At 53.1% G+C, this 22,174-nt stretch carries 19 protein-coding genes; 8 read left to right on the top strand and 11 right to left on the bottom strand.

Annotation, left to right across the window (positions count from 1 at the left end):
- The first annotated feature begins 4 nt into the window (after window positions 1-4).
- From lptB to npr, 6 genes are all read left to right on the top strand, one after another.
- Window positions 5-730 (top strand): LPS export ABC transporter ATP-binding protein, encoded by a 726-nt coding sequence (gene lptB, locus EHN07_RS19400; protein WP_124025645.1) that lies wholly within the window; start codon window positions 5-7, stop codon window positions 728-730.
- A gap of 105 nt (window positions 731-835) precedes the next feature.
- Window positions 836-2,269: an RNA polymerase factor sigma-54 gene (gene rpoN / locus EHN07_RS19395; RefSeq protein ID WP_124025644.1), complete on the top strand. Its 1,434-nt coding sequence runs from the start codon at window positions 836-838 to the stop codon at window positions 2,267-2,269.
- A gap of 22 nt (window positions 2,270-2,291) precedes the next feature.
- Complete coding sequence (gene hpf / locus EHN07_RS19390) at window positions 2,292-2,579, top strand: ribosome hibernation promoting factor (RefSeq protein ID WP_124025643.1); 288 nt, start codon at window positions 2,292-2,294, stop codon at window positions 2,577-2,579.
- An 83-nt stretch (window positions 2,580-2,662) separates the two neighbouring features.
- Window positions 2,663-3,154 carry a PTS IIA-like nitrogen regulatory protein PtsN gene (ptsN, locus tag EHN07_RS19385; protein ID WP_124025642.1) on the top strand — a complete coding sequence of 164 codons (492 nt, stop codon included), beginning with the start codon at window positions 2,663-2,665 and terminating at the stop codon, window positions 3,152-3,154.
- A 53-nt stretch (window positions 3,155-3,207) separates the two neighbouring features.
- Window positions 3,208-4,062, top strand: a complete 855-nt coding sequence (gene rapZ, locus EHN07_RS19380) for an RNase adapter RapZ (protein WP_124025641.1) — start codon at window positions 3,208-3,210, stop codon at window positions 4,060-4,062.
- The gene (gene npr, locus EHN07_RS19375; protein ID WP_124025640.1) at window positions 4,059-4,331 is read left to right on the top strand and encodes a PTS phosphocarrier protein NPr; all 273 of its coding nucleotides are present in this window, start codon (window positions 4,059-4,061) and stop codon (window positions 4,329-4,331) included. Before rapZ ends, npr begins: the two co-directional genes overlap by 4 nt.
- Before the next feature lie 27 nt (window positions 4,332-4,358).
- Here the strand turns inward: npr and EHN07_RS19370 are convergent, their stop codons facing one another.
- The 7 genes from EHN07_RS19370 to mnmL form a co-directional block, all read right to left on the bottom strand.
- Window positions 4,359-5,495: a glycerate kinase gene (locus EHN07_RS19370; protein ID WP_124025639.1), complete on the bottom strand. Its 1,137-nt coding sequence runs from the start codon at window positions 5,493-5,495 to the stop codon at window positions 4,359-4,361.
- A gap of 10 nt (window positions 5,496-5,505) precedes the next feature.
- Window positions 5,506-6,774 carry a GntP family permease gene (locus EHN07_RS19365; RefSeq protein ID WP_124025638.1) on the bottom strand — a complete coding sequence of 423 codons (1,269 nt, stop codon included), beginning with the start codon at window positions 6,772-6,774 and terminating at the stop codon, window positions 5,506-5,508.
- A gap of 133 nt (window positions 6,775-6,907) precedes the next feature.
- Complete coding sequence (locus EHN07_RS19360; RefSeq protein ID WP_124025637.1) at window positions 6,908-8,032, bottom strand: sugar diacid recognition domain-containing protein; 1,125 nt, start codon at window positions 8,030-8,032, stop codon at window positions 6,908-6,910.
- Between the two features lie 131 nt (window positions 8,033-8,163).
- Entirely contained in the window at window positions 8,164-8,892 is a 729-nt protein-coding gene (mtgA, locus tag EHN07_RS19355; RefSeq protein ID WP_124025636.1) for a monofunctional biosynthetic peptidoglycan transglycosylase, read from the bottom strand.
- Window positions 8,889-9,542, bottom strand: a complete 654-nt coding sequence (gene elbB / locus EHN07_RS19350) for an isoprenoid biosynthesis glyoxalase ElbB (protein ID WP_124025635.1) — start codon at window positions 9,540-9,542, stop codon at window positions 8,889-8,891. The genes mtgA and elbB overlap by 4 nt, the downstream gene beginning before the upstream one ends.
- Window positions 9,543-9,778: 236 nt before the next feature.
- Window positions 9,779-12,127 (bottom strand): aerobic respiration two-component sensor histidine kinase ArcB, encoded by a 2,349-nt coding sequence (gene arcB / locus EHN07_RS19345; protein ID WP_124025634.1) that lies wholly within the window; start codon window positions 12,125-12,127, stop codon window positions 9,779-9,781.
- A gap of 50 nt (window positions 12,128-12,177) precedes the next feature.
- Entirely contained in the window at window positions 12,178-13,110 is a 933-nt protein-coding gene (gene mnmL / locus EHN07_RS19340; RefSeq protein ID WP_124025633.1) for a tRNA modification radical SAM protein MnmL/YtqA, read from the bottom strand.
- Window positions 13,111-13,793: 683 nt separating this feature from the next.
- Between mnmL and gltB the strand changes: the two genes are divergently transcribed.
- Together gltB and EHN07_RS19330 are read left to right on the top strand one after the other, a co-directional pair.
- On the top strand, window positions 13,794-18,251 hold the full coding sequence (gene gltB / locus EHN07_RS19335) for a glutamate synthase large subunit (RefSeq protein ID WP_124025632.1): 4,458 nt from the start codon (window positions 13,794-13,796) through the stop codon (window positions 18,249-18,251).
- Window positions 18,252-18,266: 15 nt separating this feature from the next.
- Entirely contained in the window at window positions 18,267-19,685 is a 1,419-nt protein-coding gene (locus EHN07_RS19330) for a glutamate synthase small subunit (protein WP_124025631.1), read from the top strand.
- An 88-nt stretch (window positions 19,686-19,773) separates the two neighbouring features.
- Here EHN07_RS19330 and sspB read toward each other — a convergent pair whose 3' ends face one another.
- From sspB to rplM, 4 genes are all read right to left on the bottom strand, one after another.
- Complete coding sequence (gene sspB, locus EHN07_RS19325) at window positions 19,774-20,271, bottom strand: ClpXP protease specificity-enhancing factor (RefSeq protein ID WP_124025630.1); 498 nt, start codon at window positions 20,269-20,271, stop codon at window positions 19,774-19,776.
- 3 nt (window positions 20,272-20,274) lie between these two features.
- Window positions 20,275-20,916, bottom strand: coding sequence for a stringent starvation protein SspA (sspA, locus tag EHN07_RS19320; protein WP_034498882.1), 642 nt, complete (start codon window positions 20,914-20,916; stop codon window positions 20,275-20,277).
- 320 nt (window positions 20,917-21,236) lie between these two features.
- Window positions 21,237-21,629, bottom strand: a complete 393-nt coding sequence (gene rpsI / locus EHN07_RS19315; protein ID WP_034459799.1) for a 30S ribosomal protein S9 — start codon at window positions 21,627-21,629, stop codon at window positions 21,237-21,239.
- A 14-nt stretch (window positions 21,630-21,643) separates the two neighbouring features.
- Complete coding sequence (rplM, locus tag EHN07_RS19310; RefSeq protein WP_124025629.1) at window positions 21,644-22,072, bottom strand: 50S ribosomal protein L13; 429 nt, start codon at window positions 22,070-22,072, stop codon at window positions 21,644-21,646.
- Window positions 22,073-22,174 lie beyond the last annotated feature (102 nt).

Below are 22,174 nucleotides of genomic sequence, written 5' to 3'. Positions count from 1 at the left end.
CGTTATGGCTACTTTAATTGCAAAAAACCTCGCCAAAGCCTATAAAGGCCGCCGCGTGGTTGAAGACGTCAGCCTGGCCGTTAAATCAGGCGAAATTGTGGGTCTGCTTGGCCCTAACGGCGCAGGTAAAACCACCACCTTTTATATGGTGGTCGGCATTGTGCCGCGCGATGCCGGCAACATCATTATCGATGATGAAGACATCAGCCTGCTGCCGCTTCATGCTCGTGCCCGCCGTGGTATCGGCTATTTGCCGCAAGAAGCCTCTATTTTCCGCCGTTTAAGCGTGTTCGATAATCTGATGGCGGTGCTGCAAATCCGTGACGATCTCAGCGCCGAGCAGCGTGAAGACCGCGCGAACGAGCTGATGGAAGAGTTTCACATCGAGCATTTGCGTAACAACCTCGGGCAGTCGCTGTCCGGTGGCGAGCGTCGCCGCGTTGAAATTGCCCGCGCATTGGCGGCAAACCCAAAATTTATTCTGTTAGATGAACCTTTTGCGGGCGTTGACCCCATTTCGGTCATCGACATCAAGCGAATTATCGAACATCTGCGCGACAGCGGGCTTGGGGTGCTGATTACGGACCACAACGTACGCGAAACGTTGGCCGTATGTGAACGCGCCTACATCGTAAGCCAGGGGCATTTAATCGCCCACGGCACGCCAGCGGAGATTCTGGAAGACGAACATGTTAAGCGCGTGTATCTGGGCGAAGAGTTCAGACTCTGATAGGGTAGGAAACATAATGATTAATACTCTGAATCATTTGAGCGCCCCATTCTCTGGTGTCTCACTGTATTCAGGGTTAGATACCTGAGGAAAGTCGCTCTGAATATGAAGCAAGGTTTGCAATTACGGCTCAGCCAACAACTTGCTATGACACCTCAGTTGCAGCAGGCGATTCGTCTGCTGCAGTTGTCGACGTTAGAACTGCAGCAAGAACTTCAGCAGGCGCTGGAAAGTAACCCACTGCTTGAGCAAACCGATGTGCATGAAGAAATCGAAACTCAGGAAGTTCGTGAAGATGAAGCGTTAGATACTCGTGAGGCTCTGGAACAAAAAGAGATGCCTGACGAGCTGCCGCTGGATACCAGCTGGGATGAGATCTACACCGCCGGTACGCCATCCGGAACCGGAAGCGATTATATTGACGATGAGCTGCCGGTTTATCAGGGAGAAACCACCCAGTCACTGCAGGATTATTTGATGTGGCAGGTCGACCTCACCCCGTTTTCCGATACCGACACCGCCATTGCGACATCTATCGTCGATGCCGTTGACGAGATGGGCTATCTCACGGTTTCGCTGGAAGAAATTCTGGAAAGCATGGGCGATGATGAAATCACCCTCGACGAAGTGGAAGCGGTACTCAAACGCGTACAGCGCTTTGATCCTGTAGGCGTTGCGGCGCGCGATCTGCGTGATTGTTTGCTGGTCCAACTGTCACAGTTTGCCCGTGAAACGCCATGGCTCAATGAAGCACGTCTGATAGTCAGCGAGTATCTCGATCTGCTCGCCAATCATGATTTCCGCAGCCTGATGCGCGTGACGCGTCTGAAAGAAGAAGTGCTTAAAGAGGCGGTGTGCCTGATTCAGTCTCTTGACCCACGGCCGGGTCAATCGATTCAAACCAGCGAACCCGAATATGTCATTCCCGATATTCTGGTCAAAAAAAGTCAGGGACGCTGGACGGTAGAACTGAATGCGGACAGCCTGCCACGGCTGAAAATCAATCAGCAGTACGCAGCAATGGGCACCAATGCCCGTAATGACAGCGACTCGCAATTTATTCGCAGTAATCTGCAAGAAGCGAAGTGGCTGATTAAAAGCCTTGAAAGCCGTAACGATACGCTGCTGCGCGTTAGCCGCTGTATCGTTGAGCAGCAGCAGGGCTTCTTTGAACATGGCGCAGAGCAGATGAAACCGATGGTGCTTGCCGATATCGCCCAGGTGGTCGAAATGCATGAGTCGACCATTTCCCGTGTGACCACGCAAAAATATTTGCACAGTCCGCGTGGCATTTTTGAATTGAAATATTTCTTCTCAAGCCACGTCAACACCGAAGGCGGCGGCGAAGCCTCCTCCACGGCGATTCGGGCCCTGGTGAAGAAATTAATTGCTGCGGAAAACCCCGCGAAACCGCTGAGCGATAGCAAGTTAACGACTATGCTATCGGATCAGGGGATCATGGTGGCACGCCGTACCGTTGCAAAGTACCGAGAGTCTTTATCTATACCACCGTCAAATCAGCGTAAACAGCTGGTATGACTTCACCGATAAGGAAGACGCTATGCAGCTTAACATTACCGGACAAAACGTCGAAATCACGGACGCACTGCGCGATTTTGTGAGCACCAAGTTTGCCAAACTGGAGCATTATTTCGACAGAATTAACCAGGTCTACATTGTGTTAAAAGTGGAAAAAGTCACGCATCTTGCCGACGCGACGCTGCATGTGAACGGTGGTGAAATCCATGCCAGCGCAGAAGGCCAGGATATGTATGCGGCAATTGATGGTTTGATTGATAAACTGGCGCGCCAGTTAACCAAACATAAAGATAAACTAAAACAACACTGATAATCCGGGCAACTGTTTCAGCATTTGCGGCTCGTTACGCTAAGTAACGAGCCGTTAGCATAACAGGGTGCTTAGGTGAACTTATGATGAACAACGATTCTGCTCTACAACTCAGTCATGTCCTGAACAAGGAATGTACTCGCACTAACGTACATTGCCAGAGTAAAAAACGCGCGCTGGAAATCATCAGTGAGCTGGCGGCAAAGCAACTCGGCCTGCCGCCACAGCTGGTGTTTGAAGCCGTGCTGACGCGTGAACGCATGGGAAGTACCGGTATCGGTAACGGTATCGCCATTCCTCACGGAAAACTGGAAGAAGATACCACCCGCGCCGTCGGGGTGTTTATTAAACTGGAAACCCCGATCGCGTTTGATGCTATTGATAATCAGCCGGTAGATCTGATGTTTGCGCTACTTGTTCCGGCAGATCAAACCAAAACGCATTTGCACACTTTGTCTCTGGTTGCGAAACGTCTGGCAGATAAAACTATTTGCCGCCGTTTACGTGGCGCACAAAGCGATGAAGAGCTTTATCAGATCATTACCGAAGCAGAACAGGGTAATGAACATGAATAATCTGGCTGCGGTGATTGTGACGCCACAGCAAGAGAAGTTGGGGGAGTAATAAAATGGTGCTGATGATTGTCAGCGGCCGCTCTGGTTCAGGGAAGTCTGTAGCCTTGCGGGCACTGGAAGATATGGGATTCTACTGTGTAGATAACCTACCCGTGGTGCTGTTGCCCGATCTTGCCAAAACGCTCGCAGAGCGACAAATTTCTGCGGCTGTTAGCATCGACGTGCGTAACATGCCGGAAAACCCGGAAATTTTTGAACAGGCGATGAGTCATCTGCCTGATTCATTCTCACCACAATTATTGTTCCTTGATGCCGATCGCAATACGCTGATCCGTCGCTATAGCGACACGCGTCGTTTGCATCCGCTTTCCAATAAAAATCTGTCGCTGGAAAGCGCGATCGATGAAGAAAGCGATCTGCTGGAACCCCTGAAATCCAGAGCCGATCTGATCGTTGATACCTCTGAAATGTCGGTGCATGAGCTGGCTGAAATGCTGCGTACACGCCTGCTAGGCAAGCGTGAGCGTGAACTGACAATGGTCTTTGAGTCTTTCGGGTTTAAACACGGCATCCCCATTGATGCAGATTATGTGTTTGATGTGCGCTTCCTGCCAAACCCGCACTGGGATCCCAAACTGCGCCCAATGACCGGCCTCGACAGGCCTGTGGCGGCGTTCCTTGACCGCCACACCGAAGTGCACAACTTTATCTACCAGACGCGCAGTTATCTTGAGCAGTGGTTACCGATGCTGGAAACCAATAACCGCAGCTATTTAACCGTGGCGATTGGCTGTACGGGGGGAAAACACCGCTCGGTCTACATTGCTGAACAGCTGGCAGACTATTTCCGCTCACGCGGTAAAAACGTGCAGTCCCGCCACCGTACGCTGGAAAAACGCAAAACATGACCGTAAAACAGACCGTCGAGATCACCAACAAGCTGGGCATGCATGCCCGCCCGGCGATGAAGTTGTTCGAACTGGTGCAGAGCTTTAACGCCGAGGTGATGCTGCGTAACGAGGCTGGAACGGAGGCTGAGGCCAACAGCGTGATTGCGCTGCTGATGCTGGATTCAGCTAAAGGGGGTCACATCGAAATCGAAGTGACCGGACCTGAAGAAGAACAGGCATTGAACGCGGTGATCGCGCTGTTCAATGCGGGTTTCGATGAAGACTAAGGCTTTATGTGCCGCTAACGAGCGAAGCTAGCCTCTGCCTGTTTTCCAGACGGCGGCGACATTTCGCGCCGTCACCTTCACATTCTCATAGGCGCCATCCATAGCCTCTGGCAGCGTCTGAATACGATTTAATACTGAAAATACCGCGTCAATCCCATGCTGGTGCACCACGCTGTAGTCAGTGCTCATGCCACCCGCAATGGCGATCACGGGAATATCAAAGCGTTTTGCAACTCTTGCGACGCCTATCGGGGTTTTACCATGAATGGTCTGACTGTCGATACGCCCTTCCCCGGTGATCACCATATCAGCGCCTTGCACCGCGTCAGCCAGTTTTAACGCATCCGTTACGATATCAATTCCCGGCTGCAAACGGGCGTTAAGCAGGCCTGACAGGGCAGCCCCCATGCCGCCAGCAGCCCCCGCACCGGCAAGTTCCAGCACCCTTTTTCCCGTGGCCTGTTCAATTTTTTCGCCATAGTGACGTAATGCCGCATCAAGCTGGGCGACCATCTCCGGCGTTGCCCCTTTTTGAGGTCCAAATACCGCAGACGCCCCTTTTTCACCACATAGCGGATTGTTAACATCACAGGCCACCAGAATATCGGTATCCGCAAGGCGCGAGTCGAGGTGAGTAAGATCCGCACAGGCGAGTTCGGCTAACGCGCCACCGCCACCGGAAAGCTCATGACCATGAGCATCGAGTAATTTAGCCCCTAATGCCTGCATCATTCCTGCACCGCCGTCGTTAGTCGCGCTACCGCCGATGCCAATAATGATTTTACGTGCGCCATGTTGCAACGCGGCCAGAATCAGCTCTCCGGTGCCAAAACTGGAAGTAATCAGAGGATTACGTTGTTGCGGCGGCACCAGATGCAGGCCGGAGGCGGCAGCCATCTCTATCACCGCCGTTTCCCCGTCTCCCATCCAGCCGAAGAAAGCTTGAACAGGTAGCCCTAATGGGCCGGTAACCTCCACCGCGACAATCTCGCCGCTCGTGGCTGCAACCATGGATTCAACGGTGCCTTCACCGCCGTCCGCCATCGGGAGTTTGAGATATTCAGCCTGCGGGAATAGTTCACGAAAACCTTGTTCAATCGCTTCAGCAACCTGCATCGCGCTAAGGCTTTCTTTAAAGGAATCTGGAGCAATAACAATTTTCATTCTGACCTCATTAGCCCGCAAAATTAAACACGCCAAACATCAGCGTAGAAACAAAGGCAATCATCAAACCCACGGCGGTTTCATAAGGCAGCAGCTTTAAACGCTCGTGAACCTGCATATTGACGCTGCCGCCGGTCGCGTGGAAGAAACTACCGTGAGGCATGTGATCAAGTACCGTCGCACCAGCGTGAATCATCGCGGCACCTGCCAGGGCCGAGATACCCATGCCAACAAGCGTGGAGCTAAAGACTGCGGAAGCCACAGCGGTACCCGCGGTAGTAGAGGCCGTCGCCATCGACATGAGCGCGCCGGAAAAAGGAGCCAGCAAATAAGAAGGCATACCGGAAGCGGTCAGGCCGGTAATCAGTACATCTTTCAGACCGGAGTTAGCGATAATGCCGGCCAGCGTCCCGGTACCCAGCAGCATGATGGCTACGGGTGTCATACGCGCCAGTCCGGAAATCATATATTGATTAGTATGTCGCCACTGGCCCATCGCCACAGCCCCTATTAACCCCCCGACCGGAAGGGCGACCAGCGGGTCAATTGCAATGCCCGCTAAAGGGCGCAAGGCCAGAAGCACGATAGCAACCACAGGCGCTGCAATTGCGGCAGCAAACGCAGGTAGCGCCATATCTTTGTTGCCCACCACCAGCTCATGCGCCTCAACTTTTGAACCACGGTGCTTTAAACGTTTCGCCAGAAAATAAGCCATCACCAGCCCAAATAGCCCGGGGATAATCCCCGCCATCATCAGATCGGTTAAGGGTACGTGGAAGGTATCTGCAGCCGCGATAGTATTAGGGTTGGGGGACATCACATTGCCAGCTTTACCGCCACCGATCATCGCCAGCAGTATCGCCATTTTTGAGATATCGGCGCGATGCGCAATGGCCAGGGCAATTGGCGAAACGGTAATCACCGCGACATCAACGAAGACCCCAACCGCCGTCAGCAGCATGGTTGCCACTGCCAGCGCCAGCAGCGCACGTTTTTCACCGACTTTACGCACTATCGTCTCAGCAATCGTATTTGCCGCGCCGGACTCAATCAGCACTCCCGCTAAAATACCGGCGCCAAGAATACGCAGCACTGCGTTAGTGATGCCCTGAGCCCCCGTAATCATCAGGGAAAGGGTTTGCACCAGATCGGCGCCGCCAATCAGTCCTCCCGTTAAAGCCCCGGCAATCATGCCGTAGGCTGGTGGAACCTTGCGTAAAATTAATAAGATCGAGACAACGAGGGCCACAAAGGCACCAAGCGCAGAAACGGTTATCATTTGTCACTCCTGTTTTATCAATTATCGTCGGGTACCGGGCGACATTACGCTGAACAGGAGTGGAATTACTTGAGGTGAACCGCCAGAAAAGCGGCCGTCGGCACCCGGTGTTTTTGTAGGAATCTACAAATCACTACTGAATTTGCATACCAATATACAATTGAATGATATCGCTTAATTTATTGATTTTTAGGGAGGTTATAAGCTCTATTTTCTGCAGGCGGTAGCGCAGGGTGTTAACGTGAATATGTAGCTGTTTTGACGTTTGAGACAGATCACAGTTCTGTTCAAAATAACAACGCAGCGTGCGGCAAAGCACCTCTTTTTTATCGGCTTCATGCAAAGTTAACCACGCCCGACTTAATTCATCAGCCTGCCATGACCCCGAATAGCCATTCATCAGCACCGGCAGACAGTGATCCTGATAATACAAAACCGTTTGGTTGATCTTCTGGCTTAGCGCCATAGCTTGTAACGCCTGCGCGCTAAGGTATGAACGATGCAAACCGTCAGGGCCATCAAACCATCCTCCGGCAAAAAGCGTCACGTTGAACCCCGGACTTAGCTGGTTATACAGCTTGCGCACCCCTTTCCTTATCGTCGCCTCGCGCGCTTCTTTACGGCTGAAATTCAGCGGCAGCAGCATCACAATGTGGTCGAACCCGTGCAGAGTCACCAACGCTTCGTGGGAATGGCTGTTCAACCGCTCCAGCAGCTCTCGCTGACGGATATGTTCCTGCTCACGCAGCCGGACAATCAGCGCAATACGCGGCAGGTCAAGATCCAGCCTTAAATACGCCGCGATGGATCCAATTGACGATCCGCGACTTTGCTCAGCGATCAACAGCGAGGCGAGCTGCTCGCGATAGCGCTTTTCCCACTGGTTCTGCTCCAGCATTTCCGCCTGTTCTAAGATCATTTCCGCGGCCATCCGCACTAACTCAGCATAGGCCTGCACTTTTTCAGGATTGCCGGAAATACCAATCACGCCCACCATGCGCTGGCGAAAAATAATCGGCAGATTAATACCGGGTTTGACGCCTTGCAGCTTTCCGGCCGCAGCGCCGTCAATCACCACCATGCGGTTTTCAGTCAGGGCCAAAACAGCCCCTTCATGCCGCTGATATAAACGACTCGGATCGCCAGAGGCGATAATGACGCCTTGCTCACTCATTACGTTTACGGAGTAATCAATGATGCTCATCGTTCGCTGAACGATTTGGCGGGCAGTTTCTTCCCTAAGGATATTTGTTAGCATATTGTTGCAATGTAAATGGAGTGGAAGGGATAAAATATAATAAACCCGCGCGCAGTGCTGGGGTGAGGCTCATAAACAAGGGGAAGAAAAACGGCGAAGCGGCAGCAAGAAGCTACCGCTAAAGGAACACATCATAGCAACTCATGCTGCGCCATAAATGATTTGCCGCCCAGTTGGCGCATCTGGCGTAAAATCCACTGTTGCCGCAGGCGTACGTATCCGGATGGAGCATTCGCTTTAAAGCGAAGAGGATTCGGTAATACGGCAGCGAGCAGTGCCGCTTCCGAGGCCGAAAGGCGGCTTGCAGGCTTATGGAAATAACGCTGCGCTGCTTCCTCTACGCCAAAAATCCCGTCGCCAAACTCGGCGATATTGAGATAAACCGTCAGGATACGGCGCTTGCTCCACATCCCTTCCATGCCCAGGGTTAATCCGGCTTCCAGCCCTTTACGCACCCAGCTACGCCCATTCCATAAAAACAGGTTTTTAGCGGTTTGTTGTGACAGCGTCGATGCGCCACGCACGCGATTTTCATGACGTTCATTATGCGCTAACGCTTTCTCAATAGAGGCCATATCAAACCCCCAGTGCTCCGGGAATTTCTGATCTTCTGCCGCAATCACCGCAAGCCCCATCCACGGTGAAATCTCATCCATGCTCACCCAGTCGGAGTGCGCGACATAGCCAAAATCACCGCTCAACCAGGCGCTAAGCTGCCGCTCGACCATCACTGCGGAAAACGGCACCGGTAAGAAGCTAAACAGAATGAGTCCCGCAAGCCAGATCCCGACAAGCGCCAGCACGCCACGAAGCAGCCAGCGTTTGAGGGTACTCAAGAGCGCATGACGCCCTTGCTTCATGCCGTCATATCCACAACGCGGGCCACCAGTTTTTCGATACCCCTTGCGGCTTCATCAATGCGTGTTGCCAGCATATAAGCGGGCGTGGTCACCACTTTATGCTCTTCATCAACGACGATGTCATCCACCGGGCAGGGAACATGTTCAGCACCCATCTCTTCAACCATTTCGGCGGTATCGATATCGGTCCCAATGGTTAAACGCACTGACACATCCAAAATTTTTGGCAGCATTACCGGGGCAATGCAGATAAAACCAAGCGGCTTACCGAGGGCATGACAGTCGCGGGCAAGGCGACGTAAATCGCTATCAACCAGGCACTCACTCCCTGCGCTGGCAAAATTACAGAGGTTTTTTGCCGCGCCAAAACCACCGGGCACGATCAGCGCATCCAGCTCATGCGCCTCGGCCTGAGCCAATGGCGTAATATTTCCACGGGTTATGCGTGCCGCTTCCACCAATACATTACGATGCTCAATAGCTTCACGGCTTGTCAGATGATTCATCACATCGGTCTGGGGTTTATCCGGCGCAAAACAAACGGCTTCGGCACCAGAGCGTGCAATAGCCAACAGTGTAATAACAGCTTCCTGAATCTCGCTGCCGTCATACACACCGCAGCCGCTGAGCACCACACCAATCTTCTTCATTCCGTTATTCCTTTTCGTCCCGGGATAGTGACCATCAGTTAGGCTGATTTGATCGCTATGCTTCACACATTTTACTGATTCACGTAACAAATCATTTAAGTTTTGCTATCTTATAGTGCCTGAACAGCACACGAGATTATCGGCTGCGTCGACCGGATAAAAGCTTATAACTTACGGCGCAACCTGGCTTTTCCCTGGTGTTGGCGCAGAATTCGCGCACCCCGGTTTATCCGGGGTCATTTTTTGGCCGCGTTCGCCACCCAGGCTTTCAGCACATCCACATCGTGCTGCCATTCCTGCTTCAACTCTTCAATCCACTCCGCCACATTTTCTGACCATGCCGGTAAGTCCGGGGACTGAATTTGCTGAGCAACCTGTTGCAGGTGGCGCAACCCGATAGATCCCGCCGCCCCTTTAATTTTATGCCCCTCTTCCACCACCCCTTTCTGGTCGCGGGCAGTCATATTGGAATCCAGCACGCTCAGGTAACCCGGCATCATTTTTTCAAACATCGCCAGGCCATCATTAATCAGTTTTGGCCCGACCAGCTCCATGTACTGCTCAAGCATCGGAATATCAAGCAAGGCTTGCTGCTTTTCATTATTAACCTGAGGCATAGGTGACTCCTTTTCAGACTTTGACTGTTGGTTGTCCCAGAATTTTTGGATCATCGCCATCAACGCCGGAACGGCAAGGGGTTTGCTTAGCACGTCATCCATACCGGCATCAAGGTACTCTTTCTTATCTTTCAAAACGTTAGCGGTTAATGCCACCAGCGGTGGTAAATCCTCACGGGCGTAACGCGTGGTCAACTGGCGGGAAATATCCAGCCCGGTCATATCGGGCAGTTGGATATCGAGCAGCACCAGGTCGTATTCTCCCGGGGTGAATTTCTCTAACGCTTCTTTACCGGTCATGGCGACATCGACGCTGTTGCCGAGCTTCTCAAGCACCGAGCGCGCAACAATGACATTGAGTTCAATATCTTCCACCAGCAGAACGTGTAACGCTGGCAGCGGCATATCGTCGTCATCCAGGGTATCTTCAACTTCATCCGCCACACGCGGGGCCTGAACCGTCAGGGTAAACAGCGAACCTTCACCAGGTTTGCTGCTCACGGTAATATCGCCGCCCATGCTCTTAGCCAGACGTCGCGATACGGCAAGGCCAATCCCCGTCCCGGTTGCCGGTTTCCCGCCGTGGCTATCTTTCACCTGGTAATACATGGCGAAGATCTTGTCCTGCTCATCCTGCGGAATGCCGATCCCGGAATCCTGCACCTCAAAGCGCAGCCTATTTTCCTCTTCATAACGCACGCGCACCTCCACCAGCCCGCCTTTTGGCGTGAACTTCACCGCGTTGCCGATCAGGTTCCAGAGGATCTGGCGCAGACGCGTGCCGTCCGTCACCACTTTATGCGGCAGCGGCAGGGTCGGATTCATCTCCAGCGTCAGCCCTTTTTGCTGGGCCTGCAGGCCGGAAAGGTTCTCTAAGTCCGCGAGGAAGCTGGTGAAATCAATCGGCTGGTTATCAAGCTGAACTTTGCGCCGCTCAAGCTTATCCATATCGATAATATCGTTGAAAATATTGCCGAGCGTAATCGCCGAAACGTGGATAGTTTTCAGGTAATTGGTTTGTTCGGCGTTCAGTTCGGTATCCAACAGGATGCGGCTCAGGCCGACAATCCCGTTCAGCGGCGTACGCAGTTCGTGGCTAATAGTCGAAATAAAGGTGGTTTTGTCGCGGCTGGCACGCTCAAGGGCATCCTGATAGCGCTTGCGTTCGGTAATATCGCGACCAAACCCCATCAAACCGTGGCGCTTACCGACTCGGTCGTAATAGGGCACTTTCCGAATTTCAAAGCAGGCTTTGCGGCCATCGGGGTAGTCCAGCCACTGTTCATAAGTGAGGGAAACATTGTGGCGGAACACTTTCTCATCGGTTTCCATCACCTTCTGCGCCGCTTCCGGCGAGTAAACATCCTCCGGCTTCAGGCTGATTAACTGCTTTTCGCTTTTCCCGGTCAGCAGCTCCATCGCACGGTTACAGCCAGAAAACTCTTTATCTTCATTACGGTAAAAAACCAGATCCGGGGAAGCATCAAGGAATGAGCGTAAAAATGAAGATTGCTGCTCAAGCTGGATCTGCGTCTCTTCACGCTCCTGCATCTCAACTTTGAGCTGCTCAAGCATGGTCTGGCGCTCATCTTCCGCTTTTACGCGATCGGCTATTTCCTGATTCAGCTGGGCGATATTGTCTTTGAGCTGCACGTTAAGCTTCAGGTCCCTTTCGCGCATCTCTTCAAGTTTTTGTACAAGCTTTGAAAGCCGCTGGCGCGACTCTTCGAGCTGTTCCACGACCACAGAGAGGAAATAGACGGCCCATGGGGTAATCAGCAGACCAAAAAAGATAGAACGCACGACATCAATGCTTTCGACCTGGCCGCGTAACAGCATGGTCACGGCCATCTGCACCATGATTGCCAGCACCACAAGCGCGGAGGCCAGCAGCAAAGAGAAGCGCACTAATCCGAGCTTCACCATCAAATCAACGTAATATTGCGCCAGTAACCGGATTTGCTTCATGGAACGTTTCCCTCGTCTTCAGTCAGCTAAATATACCGCACGCCAGGAGATTACAACAGAATTGCCGGGCTCCATGGCGTACCAAGCGCTGAACCCTGCGTTCCATGCTCAATCAGATAGTTATTGATAGCCCCCATCCCGGCCCAGCGATTCTCACACCAAAGCGGCGCCAGCAGCGTCGGCTGCCGCGCGTTAGCGGAAATACGGTGATACACCACATCAAGCGGCGTATGGCGGATCATTTCTCCGGCAATCGTGGCGTACTGGGCTAATTCGATCTCCTGCAGGCGTCCTGCCTGCCAGCTTTTAGCCATGGTGCTGCCGCTGACGATGTGCAGCGGATGCAGTTTGATGCCATCCACGCCTGTCGCCACCACGCCTTCCAGCGTTTGCATACAGTGTGCCTGCGTCTCCCCCGGCAGGCCGACAATCAGATGACTACAAACTTTCAGCCCCCGCGCCCGCGCCCGGCGGGTCGTCTCCTGGTAACAGGCAAAATCGTGGCCGCGGTTAATGCGATGCAGGGTTTTGTCATGTGCCGTCTGTAAGCCCAGCTCCAGCCAGACTTCATAACCTTTATCGTGATATTCACTCAGCAGATCTAACACGCTATCCGGCACGCAATCCGGGCGTGTGCCCACACACAACCCGACGATGTTGGTCTGGCTTACCGCCTGTTGATACATCGAACGCAGCACCTGTACTTCGGCCCATGTGCTGGTATAAGCCTGAAAATAAGCGAGGTAGTGCTGCGCGCGGTCAACCAATCGTGACTGGCGCTCCAGCTGTTCAGCAATCGAGTGATGCTGTTGGGATTCATCGGCAAAAGAGGCGACATTGCAAAAAGTACAGCCGCCACGCCCAATGGTGCCGTCGCGGTTTGGGCAGCTAAAACCGCCGTGCAGCGAGAGTTTATGGACTTTATGACCGTATCGACGCTGAAGATCGCCACCAAACATATTGACTAATTTTTGTAACTGCATAATCTGATGGGCCGCCCTGTAAAAGGGACGTAGCCTGCCATTATCTGCCCCCTTTAGCGATGACCTGGATCAATCGCTATGGCGCAGCCTTACCCATTGCATACAAATGCAAAATTAGTGCAATTTTACGCATCACTCAGACGATGACTTTTCCTTATAGTAGAGCGCTATTTTTAAAGAATATCGGGCCAGACGAAAAACAGTGGCATACAGCATGCCAGACCTTATTAATAGCATAAAACCCTGCCAATAACGGAATTGCCAGCATGGTCTGGAATTTTACGCCCTGTCATACAGTGAGAGAGATCACATAACCCAGCGGAGCCCTCTGCCGTTTAAATAGAATAAAAATGATAATAAATAACTTATTTTCAATAAGTTAAATGTCAATCAACCCATAATCATAGCAATAAGAATGCCATTTGACCTGTGTGCGCTTTCCCGATAACTTGGAAATCCGCTGGAAGCTTTCTGGGTGGGCGCTGCGCCCATCATATTTATGCAGTAATTTAGATTCCCTCTAAAGCAAGTCCTCAACGCTTGTGCAACCGAAGAGTTGGTCATAAAGAGGGCGACATGCGAGGTGAGCGTATGCCACGCAAAACCCCGTCGCCATGCCCTTTTTACGCCCGTACGCAATCGGTATCGGGGGAGTCACGTAGAGCCTGGGGAGGTTCACTGATATGTTGTACGATAAATCCCTTGAGAAGGATAACTGTGGTTTCGGCCTGATCGCCCACATAGAAGGCGAACCTAGCCACAAGGTAGTGCGTACCGCTATTCACGCACTGGCCCGAATGCAGCACCGTGGAGCAATCCTCGCCGATGGTAAAACCGGCGATGGTTGCGGCCTGCTGTTGCAAAAACCTGACCGCTTCTTCCGCATCGTTGCCGAAGAACGTGGCTGGCGGCTGGCAAAAAATTATGCCGTCGGTATGATTTTCTTAAATAAAGACGACGCCCAGGCGAGCGCAAGCCGCCGCATCGTTGAAGAAGAGTTGCAAAACGAAACCCTGTCGATTGTCGGCTGGCGCGAAGTGCCAACCAATGAAGACGTACTCGGTGAAATCGCCCTCTCCTCAAAGCCTCGCATCGAACAAATTTTTGTTAATGCTCCGGCGGGCTGGCGTCCACGTGATATGGAACGCCGCCTGTTTATCGCCCGTCGCCGCATTGAGAAAAGAATTCAGGATAAAGAGTTCTACGTTTGTAGCCTCTCCAACCTGGTCAACATCTATAAAGGCCTGTGTATGCCGGCGGATTTGCCGCGCTTTTACCTGGACCTGGCGGACTTACGCCTGGAATCAGCCATTTGCCTGTTCCACCAGCGTTTCTCCACCAACACCGTGCCTCGTTGGCCGCTGGCTCAACCGTTCCGCTATCTGGCACACAACGGTGAAATCAATACCATTACCGGTAACCGCCAGTGGGCGCGTGCGCGTACCTATAAATTCCAGACTCCGTTGATCCCGGACCTGCATGATGCCGCGCCGTTCGTTAACGAAACCGGCTCTGACTCAAGCTCCATGGACAACATGCTTGAGCTGCTGCTGGCAGGCGGGATGGATATCGTTCGTGCCATGCGTCTGTTAGTGCCGCCGGCCTGGCAGAACAACCCGAACATGGACCCGGAGCTGCGCGCCTTTTTCGACTTTAACTCCATGCATATGGAGCCGTGGGATGGCCCGGCCGGTATCGTGATGTCCGACGGGCGCTATGCGGCCTGTAACCTGGACCGTAACGGCCTGCGCCCGGCACGCTACGTGATTACTAAAGATAAGCTGATCACCTGCGCGTCTGAAGTTGGGATCTGGGATTACCAGCCTGATGAAGTCGTCGAGAAAGGCCGCGTAGGCCCGGGCGAGCTGATGGTTATCGACACGCGTATTGGCCGTATTCTGCATTCCGCTGAAACCGATGCCGATTTGAAAAGCCGCCACCCGTATAAAGAGTGGATGGAAAATAACGTCCGTCGCCTGGTGCCGTTTGAAGATTTGCCGGATGAAGAAGTGGGCTCCCGCGAAATGGATGACGATACGCTTGCCAGCTTCCAGAAACAGTTTAACTACAGCAGCGAAGAGCTGGATTCAGTGATTCGCGTACTGGGTGAAAATGGCCAGGAAGCGGTCGGCTCAATGGGTGACGATACCCCATTTGCCGTACTCTCCAGCCAGCCACGTATCATTTACGACTACTTCCGCCAGCAGTTTGCGCAGGTCACCAACCCGCCAATCGATCCGCTGCGTGAAGCACACGTGATGTCGCTTGCCACCAGTATCGGCCGTGAAATGAACGTCTTCTGTGAAGCAGAAGGCCAGGCGCACCGTCTGAGCTTCAAATCGCCAATTCTGCTGTGGTCTGATTTCCAACAGCTGACCTCGCTTGAAGAACAGTACTACCGTGCCGACACGCTGGACATCACTTACGATGCCTCCGCTCATTCGCTGCATGAAACCGTTAACGCACTGTGCGACGAAGCTGAACGCATGGTGCGTAGCGGCACGGTTCTGCTGGTGCTGTCTGACCGTAATATCGCGAAAGATCGCCTGCCGGTTCCGGCCCCAATGGCCGTGGGCGCGATTCAGACTCGCCTGGTCGAGAAAAATCTGCGTTGCGATGCGAACATCATCGTTGAAACGGCAAGTGCGCGTGACCCGCACCACTTCGCTGTTCTGCTCGGCTTTGGTGCAACGGCAATCTACCCGTACCTCGCCTACGAAACGCTGGCGAAGCTGGTCGATAACGGCGCGATTGAAAAATCTTACCGCATAGTGATGCAGAACTACCGTAACGGCATCAACAAGGGGCTGTACAAGATCATGTCCAAAATGGGCATCTCGACTATCGCTTCTTATCGTTGCTCAAAGCTGTTTGAAGCGGTCGGCCTGCATAAAGAAGTTTCTGAGCTGTGCTTCCAGGGCGTTGTCAGCCGTATCGGCGGTGCAGGTTTCAACGACTTCCAGCAGGATTTGCTGAACCTGTCTAAGCGCGCCTGGCTTGCCCGTAAGCCGCTGGATCAGGGCGGTCAGCTGAAATACGTTCACGGCGGAGAATATCACGCCTATAACCCGGATGTGGTTCAGACGCTGCAAAAAGCCGTCAACAGCGGCGAGTACAAAGATTATCAGCAGTACGCGAAACTGGTAAACGAGCGTCCGGTGGCCACGCTGCGCGATATGCTCGCACTGAATCCGCAGGGTGAAACGGTCAAAATTGAAGACGTTGAGCCCGCCACTGAGCTGTACAAACGCTTCGATACTGCCGCGATGTCTATCGGCGCATTAAGCCCGGAAGCGCACGAATCCCTGGCAGAAGCAATGAACAGCATCGGCGGGAACTCCAACTCCGGCGAAGGCGGCGAAGATCCTGCACGTTACGGCACCAATAAAGTGTCCCGTATCAAACAGGTGGCTTCTGGCCGTTTCGGCGTCACGCCTGCTTACCTGGTGAACGCTGATGTCATCCAGATTAAAGTCGCGCAGGGTGCAAAACCCGGCGAAGGCGGCCAGCTGCCGGGTGATAAGGTCACGCCGTATATCGCAAAACTGCGTTATTCCGTGCCTGGCGTGACGCTGATTTCACCTCCGCCGCATCACGATATTTACTCGATTGAAGATTTGGCGCAGCTGATTTTCGACCTCAAGCAGGTCAACCCGCAAGCGATGATTTCCGTCAAGCTGGTTTCCGAACCGGGCGTTGGCACCATCGCGACCGGCGTGGCTAAAGCCTATGCCGACCTGATTACTATCGCCGGCTATGACGGCGGTACAGGCGCAAGTCCGCTCTCCTCGGTGAAATACGCGGGCTGTCCGTGGGAACTGGGTCTGGTAGAAACTCAGCAGGCACTGGTGGCTAACGGCCTGCGTCATAAAATCCGTCTGCAAGTTGATGGCGGCCTGAAAACCGGCTTAGACATCATCAAAGCGGCAATTCTTGGCGCGGAAAGCTTCGGCTTCGGTACCGGCCCGATGGTCGCGCTGGGCTGTAAATACCTGCGTATTTGTCACCTGAACAACTGCGCAACCGGTGTGGCAACTCAGGACGAAAAACTGCGTAAGAACCACTATCACGGCCTGCCGTTCAAAGTGACTAACTACTTTGAATTTATTGCTCGTGAAACCCGAGAGCTGATGGCGCAGTTAGGCGTGAAGCGCCTGGTTGACCTGATTGGCCGTACCGACCTGCTCAAAGAGCTGGACGGTTTCACCGCCAAACAGCAAAACCTGGATCTCTCTAACCTGCTGAAAACTGCCGAACCGATGCCGGGCAAAGCGGTGTACTGCACCGAAAATAACCCGCCATTTGATAAAGGCGACCTGAATGCGCAGCTGCTTGCTCAGGCGAAGCAGTATGTGGACGACAAGCAGAGCAAAACGTTCTGGTTTGATATCCGCAACACTGACCGTTCAGTGGGTGCCACGCTGTCCGGTTATATTGCGCAGCATCACGGCGACCAGGGTCTGGCAGCCGATCCGATTAAAGCACACTTCAGCGGCACTGCCGGGCAGAGCTTTGGCGTCTGGAACGCCGGTGGCGTTGAGCTGCACCTGACCGGTGATGCTAACGACTATGTGGGTAAAGGCATGGCCGGCGGCCTGCTCTCTTTGCGCCCTCCGGTCGGCTCGGCCTTCCGTAGCCATGAAGCAACCATTATCGGTAACACCTGCTTGTACGGTGCAACAGGCGGCAAACTGTATGCTGCAGGCCGTGCGGGTGAGCGTTTCGCGGTGCGTAACTCCGGTGCAATCACGGTGGTAGAAGGCATTGGCGATAACGGCTGTGAATACATGACCGGCGGTATCGTCTGCGTCATCGGCAAAACGGGGGTGAACTTCGGGGCAGGTATGACCGGTGGTTTCGCCTACGTGCTCGATGAAGACGGCGATTTCCGTAAACGCGTTAACCCTGAGCTGGTAGAGCTGCTCAACGTTGATGAGCTGGCCATTCACGAAGAGCATCTGCGCGGCATGATTACCGAGCACGTGCAGCTGACGGGTTCCCAGCGCGGCGAAGAGATCCTGGCTAACTGGCCAGCCTTTGCCTCGAAATTCACGTTGGTTAAACCGAAGTCCAGTGATGTTAAAGCATTGTTGGGTCACCGTAGTCGAAGCGCTGCCGAGCTGCGAGTGCAGGCGCAGTAAGCGTGGGGAAATGAGATGAGTCAAAACGTATATCAATTTATCGACTTACAGCGCGTTGATCCGCCAAAAAAACCGCTCAAGATCCGTAAAATTGAATTTATAGAAATCTATGAGCCGTTCTCAGAAGGCCAGGCCAAAGCACAGGCAGACCGCTGCCTGTCCTGCGGCAACCCGTACTGTGAATGGAAATGCCCGGTGCATAACTACATTCCCAACTGGCTGAAGCTGGCCAACGAAGGGCGCATCATTGAAGCGGCTGAACTGTCTCACCAGACCAACAGCCTGCCGGAAGTGTGTGGCCGCGTTTGTCCGCAGGACCGCCTGTGCGAAGGCTCCTGTACTCTGAACGACGAATTTGGGGCGGTCACCATCGGTAATATCGAGCGCTATATCAACGATAAAGCGATTGAGATGGGCTGGAAACCGGACCTGACCGGCGTGAAGCAAACCGGCAAACGCGTTGCGATTATCGGCGCGGGTCCTGCTGGATTAGCTTGTGCCGATGTGCTGGCGCGTAACGGCGTGAAAGCGGTGGTTTATGACCGCCACCCGGAAATCGGCGGCCTGCTGACCTTCGGTATTCCGGCCTTCAAGCTGGAAAAAGAGGTGATGACTAAGCGCCGTGAAATCTTCAGCGGCATGGGTATTGAGTTTAAGCTCAATACTGAAGTAGGCCGTGACGTACAGATTGACGAGCTGCTAAAAGAGTTCGATTCCGTGTTCCTGGGTGTCGGCACCTATCAGTCGATGCGTGGCGGTTTAGAGAATGAAGATGCCGCGGGCGTGTTCGATGCCCTGCCGTTCCTTATCGCCAATACTAAGCAGCTCATGGGCTTTGGTGATTCACCAGAAGAGCCATATGTGAATATGGCAGGCAAACGCGTGGTGGTGCTTGGCGGTGGCGATACCGCGATGGACTGCGTGCGTACATCTGTTCGCCAGGGCGCAACGCACGTTATCTGTGCCTATCGTCGCGACGAAGAGAACATGCCGGGTTCTAAGCGCGAAGTGAAAAACGCGCGTGAAGAAGGTGTGGAATTTCAGTTCAACGTGCAGCCGCTGGGTGTGGAAGTGAATGCCAGCGGTCGCGTATCAGGCGTGAAAGTTGCCCGTACTGAGCTGGGTGCGCCGGATGCGAACGGTCGTCGCCGTCCAGAAATCGTTGCGGGTTCCGAGCATGTGGTGCCTGCTGATGCGGTAATTATGGCGTTTGGCTTCCGTCCGCATGCCATGCAATGGCTGGAAAAACACAGCGTTGAGCTGGACAGTCAGGGACGTATTCTGGCACCGGAAGGCAGCGATAACCCCTTCCAGACCAGCAACCCGAAAATCTTTGCCGGAGGCGACGCCGTTCGTGGTTCTGATCTGGTGGTGACCGCTATCGCCGAAGGGCGTAAAGCCGCTGACGGGATCCTGAACTTCCTCGAAGTGTAGTAAACAGGCCATTAAAAAGCCCGGTGAGGATTAACATCACCGGGCTTAGGTCTCTTCAGTTTGCGCTCTTACGGGCAACGCTTACGCGTTATTTCACCACCCGCAGCGCCGGGCGCCCACCGCGCGGCGGAGGATCGTTGTCCGGATCGCTATCATCTTCATCGCGATCGGAACGTGAACCATCAATCACCTGCATCACCGTTTCTGGCTCCGCTGGCATCGGGTCAATATCGTTATGACTTTCACCATCTTCGTCATAGCTGGCTTCCGGCTCGAACATGGTGCCGGCACCATTTTCACGCGCGTAAATAGCCAGAACCGCAGCCATAGGCACGAATACCTGGCGCGGCACGCCACCGAAACGCGCGTTAAAACGCACATCGCCGTTGGCCAACTCCAGGTTTCCTACCGCACGCGGTGCGATGTTGAGCACGATTTGCCCGTCACGTGCATATTCCATTGGCACATGCACGCCTGGCAATGTCACATCCACAACCAGGTGCGGCGTGAGCTGGTTGTCCAGTAGCCACTCGTAGAAAGCACGCAGCAGATAAGGACGACGCGGTGACAATTGCGACATTTCCATCTATTAGCCTCGGGTCTGAAGACGCATTTCGCGCTCAGGCTCGGTCAAAGAAGCGAGGAATGAATCACGCTCAAATACGCGAGTCATATAACCTTTCATCTCTTTAGAACCCGCGCCTGTCAGCTCAATCCCCATCTGCGGCAAACGCCACAGCAGCGGAGCCAGGTAGCAATCTACCAGGCTGAACTCATCACTCAGGAAGAAAGGTTTCTGAGTAAATACAGGGGCGATAGCCAGCAATTCTTCACGTAATTGCTTGCGCGCAGCATCCGCTTCCTGAGCAGAACCGTTCATCACGATATGCATCAGGGAGTACCAGTCTTTCTGGATACGATGCATGTACAGGCGACTTTCACCACGAGCAACCGGGTAAACCGGCATTAGCGGTGGATGCGGGAAACGCTCATCAAGATATTCCATGATGATGCGGGATTCCCACAGGGTAAGTTCGCGGTCAACCAGGGTCGGTACGCTGTGATTTGGGTTGAGGTCAATCAGATCCTGAGGCAGGTTATCCGTTTCCACATGCTCAATTTCAACGCTAACACCTTTTTCAGCCAGCACGATACGCACCTGGTGGCTATAGATGTCAGTAGGACCGGAAAACAGCGTCATCACCGAACGTTTGTTGGCAGCGACAGCCATGAAAACCTCCAAGTTTATCAGAAAATTACTGCTAATAGCCGCAAGCGGCAACTAACCTGACCGTTTGATACCCAACGAGGCCGGAGTGCCACCAGTTGCCAGAAAACAAGGCGAAAAAAAACTGATGCCGACAGGCGGGCAGAAAATTGGTTGATAGTTTACCAGATTTTACGGGTTTTGTGGGGAGTGGATTTGGATTTTGCCTGAAATACGATTGCTATCATAAAGTTAGCAACACTAAATATAATTTTTGCGCATAAAAAAACCCGGTACGGAACCGGGTTTTTTCGCAAATTGTATTCTGCAAAAGCAGAGGACAATTAACGTTTGGAGAACTGAGGACGACGACGTGCTTTACGCAGACCGACTTTCTTACGTTCAACTTCACGAGCATCACGAGTAACGAAGCCAGCTTTACGCAGTTCGCCACGCAGGGACTCGTCGTACTCCATCAGAGCGCGGGTGATACCGTGACGGATCGCACCAGCCTGACCAGAAGTACCACCACCTTTAACAGTGATATACAGATCGAATTTCTCAACCATATCAACCAGTTCCAGCGGCTGACGAACTACCATGCGGGCAGTTTCACGACCGAAGTACTGTTCCAGAGAACGTTGGTTGATGATGATCTTGCCGCTGCCCGGTTTGATAAACACGCGAGCTGCGGAACTTTTGCGGCGACCAGTGCCGTAGTATTGATTTTCAGCCATTGCCATAATCCCGATTAAATGTCCAGAACTTGCGGTTGCTGTGCCGCGTGGTTGTGCTCGGTGCCCGCGTAAACTTTCAGTTTACGGAACATAGCACGGCCCAGCGGGCCCTTTGGCAGCATGCCTTTAACCGCGATTTCAATCACACGCTCAGGACGGCGGGCAATCATCTCTTCAAAGGTCGCTTGTTTGATACCACCGATGTGGCCGGTGTGATGGTAATACACTTTGTCAGTACGCTTGTTGCCGGTTACAGCAACTTTTTCTGCGTTCAGAACGATGATGTAATCACCAGTATCAACGTGCGGAGTATATTCCGCTTTGTGCTTACCGCGCAGACGGCTAGCCAGTTCAGTAGCCAGGCGACCTAAGGTCTTACCGTCAGCGTCAACAACGAACCAGTCGCGCTGTACGGTTTCTGGTTTAGCTGTAAAAGTTTTCATTAAAAGCTTACCCAATATATAGTTACACGTAGGTGTTCACCCAAACGTTTAAAATCAGTTCAAGGTTCACACGACAAAGTCCGGCAAACCTACCCCTTCGAA

This window comes from Buttiauxella warmboldiae (genome assembly GCF_003818135.1).
GTDB classification, from domain to species: domain Bacteria; phylum Pseudomonadota; class Gammaproteobacteria; order Enterobacterales; family Enterobacteriaceae; genus Buttiauxella; species Buttiauxella warmboldiae.
Note: the sequence above shows the minus strand (reverse complement) of the source record. Positions and strands in the feature narration are given on the sequence as shown.